General features: G+C 72.0%; 9 protein-coding genes. 3 read left to right on the top strand and 6 right to left on the bottom strand.

What is annotated here, in order from left to right; translation table 11 throughout:
- Positions 1–48: 48 nt before the first annotated feature.
- Positions 49–3,981: a carboxypeptidase regulatory-like domain-containing protein gene (locus ACFY2B_RS19875; RefSeq protein WP_390764406.1), complete on the top strand. Its 3,933-nt coding sequence runs from the start codon at positions 49–51 to the stop codon at positions 3,979–3,981.
- Between the two features lie 192 nt (positions 3,982–4,173).
- Here ACFY2B_RS19875 and ACFY2B_RS19870 read toward each other — a convergent pair whose 3' ends face one another.
- The 5 genes from ACFY2B_RS19870 to ACFY2B_RS19850 all read right to left on the bottom strand — a co-directional run bounded on the left by ACFY2B_RS19870 (position 4,174) and on the right by ACFY2B_RS19850 (position 9,868).
- The gene (locus ACFY2B_RS19870; protein WP_390764405.1) at positions 4,174–4,839 is read right to left on the bottom strand and encodes an RICIN domain-containing protein; all 666 of its coding nucleotides are present in this window, start codon (positions 4,837–4,839) and stop codon (positions 4,174–4,176) included.
- Positions 4,840–5,232: 393 nt separating this feature from the next.
- Positions 5,233–6,858 (bottom strand): esterase-like activity of phytase family protein, encoded by a 1,626-nt coding sequence (locus ACFY2B_RS19865; RefSeq protein WP_390764404.1) that lies wholly within the window; start codon positions 6,856–6,858, stop codon positions 5,233–5,235.
- A gap of 401 nt (positions 6,859–7,259) precedes the next feature.
- Entirely contained in the window at positions 7,260–7,403 is a 144-nt protein-coding gene (locus ACFY2B_RS19860) for a hypothetical protein (RefSeq protein ID WP_390764403.1), read from the bottom strand.
- Entirely contained in the window at positions 7,390–7,653 is a 264-nt protein-coding gene (locus ACFY2B_RS19855; RefSeq protein WP_390764402.1) for a hypothetical protein, read from the bottom strand. Before ACFY2B_RS19855 ends, ACFY2B_RS19860 begins: the two co-directional genes overlap by 14 nt.
- Positions 7,654–7,939: 286 nt before the next feature.
- Positions 7,940–9,868: a serine hydrolase gene (locus ACFY2B_RS19850; protein ID WP_390764401.1), complete on the bottom strand. Its 1,929-nt coding sequence runs from the start codon at positions 9,866–9,868 to the stop codon at positions 7,940–7,942.
- 556 nt (positions 9,869–10,424) lie between these two features.
- Here ACFY2B_RS19850 and ACFY2B_RS19845 point away from each other — a divergent pair.
- Positions 10,425–11,333: a metallophosphoesterase family protein gene (locus ACFY2B_RS19845; RefSeq protein WP_390764400.1), complete on the top strand. Its 909-nt coding sequence runs from the start codon at positions 10,425–10,427 to the stop codon at positions 11,331–11,333.
- Positions 11,281–11,961 (top strand): 4'-phosphopantetheinyl transferase, encoded by a 681-nt coding sequence (locus ACFY2B_RS19840; protein ID WP_390764399.1) that lies wholly within the window; start codon positions 11,281–11,283, stop codon positions 11,959–11,961. Before ACFY2B_RS19845 ends, ACFY2B_RS19840 begins: the two co-directional genes overlap by 53 nt.
- 230 nt (positions 11,962–12,191) lie before the next feature.
- On the opposite strand, the gene ACFY2B_RS19835 is transcribed toward ACFY2B_RS19840, so the two are convergent.
- Positions 12,192–13,427, bottom strand: a complete 1,236-nt coding sequence (locus ACFY2B_RS19835) for an MFS transporter (protein WP_390764398.1) — start codon at positions 13,425–13,427, stop codon at positions 12,192–12,194.
- Positions 13,428–13,479: the final 52 nt, after the last annotated feature.

Below are 13,479 nucleotides of genomic sequence, written 5' to 3'. Positions count from 1 at the left end.
GCACCCCACTCAAGTCGGCCCGGCCGACGCACCCTTCCGAGGAGAGTGATGTACGCACGACTACGCATGTGGGCCGCCGGGCTGGCGGTCGCCTGCGCCGCGGCGTCCGGCCTGGTGGCCGTCGCACCGGCACAGGCGGCGGCCGGCGCGACCGGTGCAGCCCCGAGCAGCACGGCGGGCTACAGACCCGTCGGCTGCGCCCTCCCCCTGCCCGCCGCCGAGCGGAAGGGTGACGCGCCCTACGCCACCTGCGACCTCATGGGTGTGACGGACCGTCACGGTGCCCTGGCCGCAGACGCGGACGGCCCGCCCGCCACCGCCCTCACCCCGAACGACATCAGGGCGGCCTACGACCTGCCCGAGGGCGGCGCCGGCCAGACCGTCGCCATCGTCGACGCCGGCGGCTACGCGTCCGCCGAGGCCGACCTCGCCGTCTTCCGCACCACCTACGGCCTCCCCGCGTGCACGACGGAGAACGGCTGCTTCACCAAGGTCGACCAGAACGGCGGCCACAACCTCCCGGCCGAGGACCCCCACTGGTCCATGGAGACCGCGCTCGACCTCGACGCCGTCTCCGCCGCCTGCCCGCAGTGCCACATCCTGCTGGTCCAGGCGGACTCGGCCGCCATCGACGACCTCGGCCAGGCCGAGAACACCGCCGCCGCACAGCACCCCGTGGCCATCTCCAACTCCTACGGCATCCCCGGCGAGGGCAGCGCCCCGACGGCCTACGACCACTACTACGACCACCCCGGTGTCGCGGTCACCGCGTCCAGCGGCGACTACGGCAACATCGTCAACTGGCCCGCGTCGAACGGAAAGGTCCTCGCCGTCGGCGGGACCACACTGACCCGCGACGCCACCACCGACCGCGGCTGGACCGAGGCAGCCTGGGCCGACGGCGGTTCGGGGTGCTCGACCACCGAGCCGAAACCCGCGTACCAGCAGGGCATCGACACCGCCTGTGACAACCGTGCCATCGCCGACATATCCGCCGACGCCGACCCGGCCACCGGCCTCGGCATCTACGACTCGTCCGGGCTCGGCGGCTGGGCCCAGGTCGGCGGCACGTCACTGTCGTCGCCGCTCATCGCCGCGATGTACGCCCTCGCGGGCACCCCGACGCCCGGCACCTACCCGGTGACCTACCCCTACGCCGACACGAACGCCGCTGACCTCACCGACGTCACCACCGGCTCCGACGGCCACTGTGGCAACCAGCTGTGCGAGGCCCGCAAGGGCTGGGACGGCGCGACCGGACTCGGCACGCCCGCCGGCGTCGGCGCGTTCCGCCAGGGCCCGCACGGCCTGGTCACCGGTACCGTGCGCGGCTCGGGCCCGGCGAACGGTCCGGTCTCCGGCGCCGCGGTCACCGCCACGGACGCGGACGGCCGCGGCTACACCGCCACGACCGACGCGTCGGGCGGCTTCACCCTCGCCCCCGCCCCCGGTGACTACACCCTGACCGTCGCCCAGTTCGGCTACGCGACGGCCCGCACCACGCTGAAGGTCACCGAGGGCGGCACGGCGAAGAAGTCCTTCACCCTGCGCGCCCTGCCCAGCCACGCCGTCTCCGGCGCCGTCACCGACGCCTCGGGCCACGGCTGGCCGCTCGCCGCGACCGTCACCGTCGACGGCTACCCCGGCGGCGCGGTCGACACCGACCCGGTCACCGGCCGGTACACCGTCCGCCTGCCGGACGACGGGCACTACAAGCTGCACGTCTCGTCGTCCCTGCCGGGCTACCGGACGGCGGACGACACCGTCGCCGTCGGCACCGCCGACGTGCGCCACGACGTGCCGCTGTCCGCCGACGTGAGCGCCTGCACCGCGCTCGGCTACCGCTACGGGTACGACGGGACCACGACCGGCTTCGAGGGCTGGAGCGGCGCCACCCCGCAGGACGGCTGGACCGTCACCGACACCAGCGGCTCCGGGGTCACCTGGCGCTTCGACGACCCGGCCCACCAGGGCAACGACACCGGCGGCAGCGGCCGGTTCGCCGAGGTCGACTCCTACGACGCGGGCCTCTCCACCCACGCGACGACCAGCCTGGTCTCACCGGTGCTCGACCTGAGCGGCGATGCCACGCCGATCGTCTCCTTCGACAACTCCTTCACGTCGCCCCGCTACAACTCCAACGCCTACGTCGAGGTCAGCGTCGACGGCGGAAAGACCTGGACCTCGGTCTGGCACATGGCCCAGACGATCTCCACCGGCCCCGAGGTCGTGGCGCTCCCGCAGGCGGCCGGCGAGAGCGACGTGCAGATCCGGTTCCGGTACGACGCGGTCCACTCGTACTACTGGAAGGTGGACGATGTCTTCATCGGTGAGCGCTCGTGCGATCCCGTCTCCGGCGGACTCGTCGCCGGCACCGTCGACGACGCCAACACCGGCAAGGCACTGACCGGTGCCACCGTCAGCGTGGCCGGCACCCCGGCGGCCTCGACGGCCGGCGGCGGCTACGAGCTGTTCGCGCCCGCCTCGGCCGCCGACAGCTCCGGCCGGACCACCCTCGGGGTCGCCGACGGCGCCTACACCGGCGCGACCGCCAAGGTCGCCGTCGCCCGCGACCGCATCACCCAGAAGGACTGGCGCCTGGGCGCCGGCCGGATCGCCGTCTCGGGCGGCGCGCTGCGGGTCACCCAGCCGCAGGGCCGCTCGACGACCCGGACCGTGACGCTGCGCAACACCGGCACCGCCCCGGTCCACGTCGTCCTCAACCCGCAGGACGGCTCGTACACGCCCGACTCGCACGCCGGACAGCCGGACGAACACGGCACCGGTGCACCGGTCCGCCGCCTCGACGGCGACTTCACCCGTGGATCGCTGCTCACCGGCGGGACCCGGCCGACCACGGCGGAGCAGGGCGCGGCCGACAAGACCAGCGCGGCGGGCACCAGCACGGCGGGCACCACCGGGTGGGCGACCACCGACGCCCTGCCGACGCCGGTGATGGACGGCGGCACGGTCACCCTCGACGGAAAGGTGTACACCTTCGGCGGGACCGACAGGGCGAGCCTGCTGTTCAAGGCATTCGTCCACGATCCGGCCGGCGGAGGCTGGCAGCGGCTGGCGAACCTGCCGGAGGGCCTGGAGAAGCCCGCCGTGGAGGCGATCGACGGCGACATCTACGTCGTCGGCGGCTGGAACAGCACCGGCAACGCCTCGACGGCCGTGTACCGCTACGACCCGAAGCACGACTCGTGGTCCACGGCGGCGCCGCTTCCCACGGGCGTCACGGCGGGCGGCAGCGCGGTCCTCGGCGGCCGGCTCTACGTGGTCGCCGGCTGCGGCGGCAACTGCGCCCCGGCCTCGCAGGCGACCTACGTCTACGACCCGAAGGGCGACGCCTGGAGCAAGGCGGCCGACTACCCGATCACCGACGCGTGGCTGTCCTGCGCCGGCATCGACGGCAAGGTCGTCTGCGCCGGCGGGACCGATCCGGTCAGCGGCAAGGACACGACGGCGACCTACGCCCTCGACCCGGTCACCGGCCAGTGGACGGCGCGGGCCGAACTGCCCTACCCGAACTGGGGGATGGCCTCCGCGTCCTCCGGCGGGCGGCTGCAACTGGTCGGCGGCGTCACCGGCGGACAGCTGACCAACCAGGCGGTGGAGTACGACCCGGCCACCGACTCCTGGTCGGCGCTGCCCGCGGCCGACGCGCCGGTCTACCGCGGCGGCGGCACCTGCGGGATGTACGTCGTCGGCGGCGCGGACGGCACCGGCGACGCGGTCACCGGCGTCGAGCAGTTGCCGGGCTACGGCGACTGCGGCACCTCGGGCGCGGCCGGCTGGCTGTCGGCCCCGCACTCCGTCACCGTCGCCCCGGGCGCCACGGCGCGGGTACCGGTCACCCTGGACGCGGCCGAGGCCGGTCGGGCCGGCACCTACACCAGCGGACTGACCGTCGGCACCGACTCGCCGTACGCCGTCCCGGCGCTGGCCGCGACGATGAAGGTGACCGGCACGCACTGACCGCGGACCGGCCCTCGGCCGGCCGTACCGGCACCGTCCGACGGGGCTCCCGGGAACCCACCCGGGAGCCCCGTCGGCGACACCGCCGGACCCTCATCCCCGTGCCGGCACGTGGGCACCACGCGGCCCCTGCGGACGCCGAACGCCCCGCAGGCAGACCGCCCGCGGGGCGTGTGCGAAGGTGCCGAGGGATCAGCCGATCGGCGGTGAATTGAGATAAGTGAATTTCCACACCTGGTTCCAGCGGTTCCATTCCGTGCCCGTTGTGATGCAGTTCCATGTCTGGAGGATCGCCTGCTCGCCGGGCTGTCCGGTGGAGGAGGCCGCGTCCAGACAACGGCCGGTCGAGCGATTCCTGATGATCATGTACGTGAGGGGGAAGCACATGCACGGTTCCTGCGGCGGAGTGATCTGCTGGGTGTACCACTCGGACGGTGAGTAGCCGGGATCGCAGTACGGGTCCTGGACGACCGGCGTCCCGTTCTGGGTGCCGCCGCCGAGCATCAGACACTGACCGGAGTGGCGTGCCTTGATGCGGAAGTATCCGTTGCCGCTGTCGAGCAGCTCGAACTCCTGCGACCAACTGGTGTTGTCCGGCCAGAGAAAGACCCCCTGACCTGGGCTGGTGGAGGCCCACATGACGTCGGCGCGGAGCCCGGTGGACTGATTCACGATCTCCACGAGAGGGACGTACGCGGCCGTCCCCGCGGGGGCGGCGCCGGTGATCGGGGCGGCCGCCGAGGACGGGGCGTCGTGTCCCTGGGCGGCGGCCGACGGGGTGACCACGCAGCCCGCCAGCGCGGCCATTGCCGCGATCAGCGCCGACTTTCTCAGCCTTGTCTTCGGTAAGAGCTGCAACCCATTTCCTTTCTTCGGCGCACACCGCATTTGCGTCCGCGACATGCGGTGGCGAACAGATGAAAATCGGGGCAGTGCCGGAGCGGAGCTGGGTGCAGGACAGATCAGTAATACGCCTCAGGCGCCTCGCGCGTCCCTCCCCCAGTCGAATTCAATCCTGGCCGGAATACGGCTGGAGAACAAGCGCCCACTTTCGCCACCGCCCCCTGCGCAAGAAAGCGCACGCACGCTACGTCGCGGCGGCAGGTGCCCGGGTCCGCCGCCGAGCCGCGCGGAGCGGCGCCCCGTTCCCGTGGCGCTGTCCGGGCGGCTCGACGTCCTCGGTTCCCTCCCGGGCCCGACGGCGGGCGGTGCGGAGCGGCCCGCCCGCTCAGCGGCCCGTACGGGGCACCGTCACCGCACCTCGATGGTGACCGTGGCCTTGCTGGTCGCGGCCGGCAGCTTGGTGGTGTCCACGGCGAGGTACTCACCGTCGTCCTGCCGACCGTCGGGCAGGGTCTTGGCGTGCAGGGTGTACGGCGGGGCGTCGTCGGAGATGCCGTCGATGCCGAAGTCGCTGTCGTTGCTGACGATGACGGTGCGGCCGCCGTCGGTGGTGGCCACTCCCTCGATCTTGTCGTGGCCGAAGAAGCCGCCGGTCGGGTCGAGGCGGGTGACCAGGGCGCCGAGGTCCAGGTACGGGCTCTTGGCGACCGGGGTGATGCCGGCCGCCTTCAGGGCGGCCTGGGCCGTGGCGGTGTTGCCGTCGCCGACGTACGCGTCGATGCTCCGGCGGTCCTGGCCGATGAGCAGCCCGCCCCTGGCCGCGTCGTACGTGGCACCCGGCACCTTGGCGGACGGACCGACGTCGGTCGCACCCTTGATGTCGATCTTGAACAGCTTCTTGTACGCGCCGGGTTCGAAGGTGCCGTCCCGCTCGTCGACCAGGAAGCTCGTGCTGCTGAGCGCGGTGATCTCGCTGACCGCACCGCTGTTGGTCTTCGGGTCGTCGAGCAGGTAGACGTACTCGTGGGTGGCGTGGCTGCGCAGGTCGTACGTGACGATGCGCAGCGCGGTGACGTTCTTGGTCTTCACACCGGAGGGCAGGTCGGGCACCTGGAGCGCGGACTGCATCATGCCGACGAGCGTGCTGCCGTCGGGGGTGACGGTCAGGCCCTCCATGCCCTTGTTCGGCACCCGGTCGGCCAACTCGGCCGGGAGCGAGCCGTCGAAGGGCGACAGGCGCCCGATCTGCTTGCCGGTGGCGGAGAAGTGCGTGATGTACGGGCCGTACTCGTCGGACACCCAGAAGGTGCCGTCGGGCAGGGCGACCAGGCCCTCGGGGTCGTAGCCGTACGGCGACGGCGCCAGCGCCTTGCCGTCGAGGTCGACCAGGGATTCGCCGGTGCTCGCCTGGGTGCTGACGTGTCCGTTGTACGGGGTGCCGTCGGCGCCGCGCAGCGGGATGGTCTGCTGGACCTCCGCCTTGCTGCCGGTCATGCGGATCCGGGCGATCGTCGGGTCGAAGTCGGGCAGCGGCAGGGCCTTCTTGCCGTCGGGAGTGTCCACGTTGGGGCCGCGGTCGGTGATCCCGTAGTACTCGTTCTTCTTGCCGGGCACCGGGTACAGGGACGAGCCGAACGCCCCGCCCGTCACCTTCACCCCGCCGATCGTGGCGAGCGGCGTGACATCGGTCTGGTACAGCTTGACGGCGTCGCTGACCGAGTAGTCGAAGCTGTCGGTGCCCTTGAAGCCGGGGTCCGGCGTGTAGTCGAACGAGCCGTCCTGATGCACGGTCAGCGAACCGTGGGCGGTCCTGGTGTGCGAGACGAGGGTCGCCGGGCTTCCGCTGTCGTTACCCAAAAATCCCCTCCCGCGCACGGTCAGGGTCCGGCCCGCGTGGGCGGTGTACGTGTCGGGGTGTGCGGAGAGCGCCGGTTTCCCGCCGTGGTGGGCCGTCGCGGCACTCGCCAGGCTGCCGCCCGCCACCGACAGCACCACAGCGGTGGCTGCGGCGGTCGCCATCCTCAGACGAGACATGTGTTCCTCCTAGTCGGTGCGTCTCCTTGCGCGACGCACGACCGGCGAGTTTCGTGAGCGGACATGTCCTGCGCCGCAAAAGGGACTTTCCGCGACCCGCTGATCAAGTGACGCGGAGATGGCCGACAGGTATGGCTTTCGTCATGCGGGGTTGAAGCTCCGGCCGCGCACACGGCATCCGGTGCTGTCGCGGAGGCCCGGCGCGGGCGGAAGGGACGGCGCGTCCTCCGGCGGCCGCGGGGCCCGGCGGTGCCCGGTCACCCGGCTCAGTGGTGGTCGAGGATCAGCCGCGTCGTGAGGATCAGCCGCATCGTGGGGATGTCGCCGCGGTACAGCCGGCCGTGTGTCTCGGCGACGGCCATGGCGTCGCCGTGCAGGTGGGCGGTGCCGGAAGCGAACGGTCACGCCGTCCGCACCCGGACCGGGATCGACGCCCACGAACGCAGCGTGTTGTTGAGGTGGTGCCGTGGTGCGCCGCCGAGTTCGATCCGCTCGACCCGCCGGGCGAGCACGCCCAGCAGGCACTCCGCCTCAAGACGCGACACGTGCTGCCCGATGCACTGGTGGATGACGCTCGCCGTACGCGGACGTCAACTCCTCGCGGAACGCCATGGAGGTCCGCCTGCGTCCGCCGTACAGCAACTGCCAGTCACAGCTCATCAGTTCTGCCTGGTGCACCATCGGTATCAAGGGCGTGATGCCGATGCCGCCCGCGATGAACAGGTACTTCGGCGAGGGCACCAGGGGGAACTGGTTGCGGGGCCCGCCCACGCCCACCGGATCCCCGACCGCCATGCTCGTGGGCGGCGTCGCGCAGCCACGGGATTCTCGCTGAGTGAGCGAGGAGTTCTCGGGGCACCGGCCCGACAGGGCCAGGCACGCCCGCCCACGGTCACACGCCCACGTACGGCCACACGCCCACACGTTCACACGTCCTCGTACGGCCACACGCCCACACGTCCACGACGGCCACACACCTCCGCGGACGTCCGCTGCCACCGGCCGTCGAGCGCCTCGGTGCCGGCCCTGCCGTCGGCGGTCGGCGGTCGGTCGTCCGGCCGCGGGCCGTTCCCGGTGCGGCTCACCCGGTCCGGGTCAGCTTCGTCCCGACCGAGGGTTCCCGCAGCTCCGACCCCAGCGCCACCGGCACCCGCTGCGCCCCCGTGCCGCCGCCCACCGCCAGCTCGCCGACCACGGTCCCGGCGGGCGCCCCGTGGACGAGGGACTTGCCCTGACCCCGGAGCGTGAGGGTCAGCTTCTGCCCCGGCACCCCGGCGACCTCCAGGTCCCGCGTCGCCACCACCGGCGTACGGCCGCCGAGACCGTCGTCCACGTGTCCGACGACCTGGCCCTTGCGCACCACCGTCGCCGAGGTGAGCGCCTCCCGGACGGCCGCGATGACCTTCTTGCTGTTGTCCTGCACCAACACGAGGCTGTTCGCGCCGTTGGGGTCCGCACCCGTGACGTGCTGGTCCAGCATCGTGCCGAGGATCAGCCGGTCCACGCCGTCCACGGACTTGTACGCCGCCCAGGACAGCGTGCCGCCCGCCGAGGTGTTGGACCCGGTCTTGATGCCCATGACGCTCAGTCCGGCCAGGAGCAGCCGGTCGTTGTTGTTGTAGATCCGCCCGACCCCGGGGATGTCGGCGCCGGCCATGGCGACGACGGCGCGGAAGGCGTCGGACCTCATGACCGCCTCGGCCAGGACGAGCTGGTCGACGGCGGTGCTGACGGTTCCCTCGTCCAGCCCGCTGGGATCGGTGTACGTGGTGTTCTTCATGCCGAGCGACCTGGCGGCCTCGTTCATCTTCCGGACGAACGCGGTCTCGTCCCGGGTACCCGTGTCCCACCGGGCGAGCAACCGGGCCACGTTGTTGCCCGAGGGGATCATCAGCATCCGCAGCATGTCCCGGAGGCTGAACGTCTGGCCGACCCGCAGCCCCTCGATGCGTGACTCGTCCTTGGCCTTGCCCTCCTCCACCGCCCGGGCGTCGACGGTGACACGAGGGCCCGGCTCGTCCCTCTTGAGCGGGTGCTCGCGGAGAATCACGTAGGCCGTCATGACCTTGGCGACGCTCGCCGTCGGGACGGGCTTCTGCTCCCCGAACGTACCGATCGTCCCCGAGCCCTCGACCATGACCGCGGCCTGCCCCCTGGCGGGCCACGGAACGGCGAAGGCGGTGCCGTCGACGGTGAAGGACGACATCCCCGCGTCGAGGGCGAGGACCGGCCGGGGCAGCGGACGGACCAACTGGACGACGACGAGGACGACCAGTACGAGCAGCGCTACGAGGGGCGCCCAAATCTTGAGCCCGCGACGGAGTGCGCGCGCCAGGAGCGACGGTGACGACGGCGGGTCGGTGAGGTGTGCGAGCGGGTCGACGGCGGGTTGTGTGCCTTGTGTGTCCTGCGGGCTCGGAGCGTCCTGCTCGGTGGACGGGGGAGCGGGTGCTTCGACACGTGCCACGCCGGTGACTTCTTCGAGGTCGCCGGCCTTTTCGGGCTTTTGAGCTGCTTCGGCCCTTCCGGGATCTCCGGGTTCGTCGTCGGAGGGCGCCTCGGTGCTCTCGACCGGGGATTCGTCGTCGCTGTCGTCCGGCTGGCGTGCGGGTGTGCCGGTGGTGCTTTTCGCCCGTTCGGACTCGCCCGTCCGGTCCGCCTGCTCGGACGGTTCCGGTTCCGACGCCGGCTGCTCGGCCGCCCCGGTGTTCTCGTCGGGGGTGTCATCGTCGTCGTCGGCCCGGTGTGCGGGTGTGCCGGTGGCGTTCTTCGCTCGTTCGGGCTCGCCCGGCCCGTCCGTCTCCTCAGCCGGCCCCGGCTCTGACGTCAGCTCCGGTTCCGACGCCGGCTCCGGTTCTGATGCCTCCTCCACTCCTGACGTCTGCTCGCCGGACGGTCGCCCGTTGTCCTTGGCGGTTAATTCCTGGCTCGGATCGCGTTGCGCGCTGGAGGGGTCCGCCGACGGGTCGCCCTGGTCGAGGACGCCGGTGTCGGGTGTGCGGTCCGCCATCGCTGTCTCCTTCGTACGCTCGCGACACATGCCGCCGACCGGACGGGCACGTCAGGCGACCCGACGACGGTGCTGGGGTGGGCGCCGGGCGATCCACGGCCCCCGGAAATCCGGCCGGCCATCGCCACGCGGCGGTGCGGCCAGCCTAACCGATCATCGTTCGAAACCCGGGCCGACAGCGGCCGGTGACCGGCTGAAAACTGTCGGGGTGTCAGCTCCTGCCGTCCTGCCCGGCGTACGGGTGCAGCGACGCGATCGGCACGCCGGGCGGCACGCCGATGCGGGTGATCAGCGGCCCCGCCCCCCCCCGGCGACCCCTGAAGGGACCCTGTAGGCGTCGCGGCGCTTAACCTATGGCCGCCCCGTGAGCACGGCGTGATCGGCTCGGGACACGGGCAGGATCAGGTGGGCCGTACGGTCGGGATCAGGACACGGCTCCCCGTACGGCCGTCGGGACGGGAACGGCAGGGAGACCCCGCGGGACCGCGGGTCACCCTTGCCCGGCGGGCGCCCGGCGTGGTCTTGTGGAGCGGTCGTGTGATCGGAGGGGTGACGGGTGGAGTCGTCGGCCGGGAGTACCGGCGAGTTGCTGGCCATCAGCGACCTGCACGTGGGATACCCGGAGAACCGGGCGATCGTGGCGGACCTGCGTCCGGCCTCGGACGAGGACTGGCTGATCGTGGCGGGCGATGTCGCGGAGACGGTGGCCGACATCCGCTGGGCCCTCCGGACGCTCGCGGACCGGTTCCGGCGGGTGCTGTGGGTCCCGGGCAACCACGAGCTGTGGACGCATCCCAAGGACGAGGTCACGCTGCGCGGAGCGGAGCGGTACGAGCATCTGGTGGCGCTCTGCCGGGAACTGGGCGTGACCTGCCCGGAGGACCCGTATCCGGTGTGGGAGGGGGCGGGCGGCCCCGTCGCCGTGGCGCCCCTGTTCCTGCTGTACGACTACTCGTTCCTGCCCCCGGGGTGTACCACGCAGGAGGAGGGACTCGCCTACGCGCACCGCACGGGCATCGTGTGCAACGACGAGTACCTGCTGCACCCGGACCCCTACCCCAGCCGCGAGGCGTGGTGCCGGGCGCGGGTGGCCGAGACCGAGCGCCGGCTGGCGGAGCTTCCGGACGGGCTGCCGACGGTGCTCGTCAACCACTGGCCGCTGGACCGGCATCCGACGGAGGTCCTGTGGTACCCGGAGTTCGCCATGTGGTGCGGTACCCGGGCAACCGCCGACTGGCACCGCAGGTTCCGGGTGCAGACGATGGTCTACGGCCATCTGCACATCCCGCGGACCACCTGGCTGGACGGCGTGCGCTTCGAAGAGGTGTCCGTGGGTTATCCCCGTGAGTGGCGCAAACGGCCGGGCACACCCGGCACACTGCGCCGCATTCTGCCGATGGAGGTTGGATCCGGTGATCGAGGAGCTGCTCCCGGACTCGGTCGTGGCCGTGGACAGGCACGGTGACGACGGGATCGAGGAAGCCCCGCTCTTTCCCGAGGAGGCCGCGCTCATGGTCCGGGCCGTGGCCAAGCGGCGGCGTGAGTTCTCCGCCGTGCGTGCCTGCGCCCGGCGGGCCATGGAGAAGCTGGGCGTGCCCGCACAACCGATCGTGAACGGGGAGCGCGGAGCGCCGCAGTGGCCAAACGGCCTGGTCGGCAGCATGACCCACTGCGACGGCTACTGCGCGGCGGCCCTGGCCCGCGCCACCGACCTGGCCTCCCTGGGCATCGACGCCGAGCCGAACGCCCCGCTGCCCGACGGGATCCTGGAATCCGTGTCCCTCCCGCAGGAGGCCCGCCGCCTGCGCGAACTGGCCGCGGTCCGGCCCGGGGTGCACTGGGACCGGCTGCTGTTCAGCGCCAAGGAGTCCGTCTACAAGGCGTGGTTCCCGCTCACCCGGCAGTGGCTTGATTTCAGCGAGGCGGACATCGAGATCCGCCCCGAGCCCGGCGGCGGTCCGCAGGGAAGCTTCCGGGCGGAACTCCTCGTCCCGGGACCGCTCGTGAACGGCCGCCGGGTCACCGGCTTCGACGGCCGCTGGGCGGTACGACGGGGCCTGGTGGCCACGTCGGTGACGGTCCCGCACGCCTGAACGGGTGCGCCCGCCGCCTGACGGGGACTGCCCGGTACGGGGCTCTCCGGTACGGGGTTTCAGCACGGGTGTGCCAGTACGGGCTTGTCAGGACCGGCCTCACGAGTACCGCCTTCGCGGTACCGGCTTTTTCGTACGCGCCTTCCGGTACCGGCCGTCCGGCGCTGCCTGTCCGGCATTGGTCGCGTGCCGCCCCGTACGGCCGTACCGTACGGGCCCGCCGAGGTCCCTCAGCCGGACAGTTCGCCTAGGGCCGGCTGCTTGCGCCGCGTGGTGATCAGCATCGCCCACAGCGAGAAGACCAGGGGTATGGCACCCGAAATGATCACCTGGCCGCGGCTGGAGACCAGGCTGTTGGGCGTGCCCAGCAGATAGCCGAGGCCGATGCAGGACCGGGACAACGCCTGGTAGCAGGCCCAGGCACTGCCGTGCACCTCGGCGGGCACATGGGTGTGCACCGCGTTGCGCAGCCCGACGTTGCACACGCCGTTGCCGAAGCCGCCCAGCAGGAACAGCGGGAAGATGACCGCGGCCACCGGGACGATGCCCGCGAACAACAGCCCCAGCGAGATGCCGAGCACCCCGCCCAGGATGAGAGCGGTGTGCCGGTTCGCCCAGCCCGCGCGTCCCGCGAGCAGCGCCCCGGGGACGCTGCCCAGCGCCCAGGTCGCCAGGAACAGGCCGAAGACGGTGTCGTTGCCGTCGGCGACGTCACGCAGGTAGTAGACGCCCGCCACGACCTCGATGCTGGTCGCCAGCATCGCCGCGGCCAGGGTGGGCAGCAGCGTGCCGACGACCGGCGCGCGCCGCAGCGCCTGGTAGCCGTCCGAGAGCTTCGCGGCGGGCCGCCGTTCGAGCGTCACGTCGGAGGACCTGGGAAGGTCCAGCGCGGTGCACCAGGCCAGGACGAGGAACGAGACGGCGTCGGCGCCGAGCAGCGCGGCGGTGCCCCAGGCGGAGTGCAGAAAGCCCGCAAGCGCCGGCCCGAGCAGCCCCGCGGCGGACAGGCCCGCGGTGAGCAGGCTGTTGGCCCGGCCGGTGTGCTTCTCCCCGGCCACCACGGGCAGGATCTTGAAACCGGCGGCCACCGACGCCACACCGGCCAGTCCGGCCACGGCGATCAGTGCCACCCGCAGGTGGAAGGCGTCGACGGCGGCGGCCGCGCCGAGCGTCAGCGCCTGGGCGACCAGGGCCCACAGACACACGGACCGCGCGCTGAGCCGGTCCACCAGGGACCCGATGAGGGGAGCGGCGACGACCGTGGGCACGAGATCGGCGAGGAACACCTCCGTCACGCCCCACGAGATGTCCTTGTCGGCCGCGTCGAGCACCATGCCCAGAGAGGCGAGCGAGTCGCCGACGCGGGAGAAGAGGGTTCCCACGATCAGGATGAGCACGGGGGCGGGGACCAAGGTCATCCGGCGGAGCGCGGCGAACGACGTCTTCCGCGTCTTCTGCGTGTCCAATCGATTCCAATCCGTCCGCTTCTGTGTCACCCATCGACTGCTGATGAACAGA

Origin of the sequence: Streptomyces sp. NPDC001270 (assembly GCF_042896695.1) — a bacterium.
Lineage (GTDB): Bacteria > Actinomycetota > Actinomycetes > Streptomycetales > Streptomycetaceae > Streptomyces.
This window is presented reverse-complemented; position numbering and strand designations above follow the sequence as displayed.

Excerpts from the sequence above, each read along its gene's own strand:
- ACFY2B_RS19875 (WP_390764406.1), top strand. The coding sequence starts at position 49 with ATGTACGCACGACTACGCATGTGGGCCGCCGGGCTGGCGGTCGCCTGC.
- ACFY2B_RS19865 (WP_390764404.1), bottom strand. The coding sequence starts at position 6,858 with ATGTCTCGTCTGAGGATGGCGACCGCCGCAGCCACCGCTGTGGTGCTG.
- ACFY2B_RS19855 (WP_390764402.1), bottom strand. The coding sequence starts at position 7,653 with ATGGCGGTCGGGGATCCGGTGGGCGTGGGCGGGCCCCGCAACCAGTTC.
- ACFY2B_RS19850 (WP_390764401.1), bottom strand. The coding sequence starts at position 9,868 with ATGGCGGACCGCACACCCGACACCGGCGTCCTCGACCAGGGCGACCCG.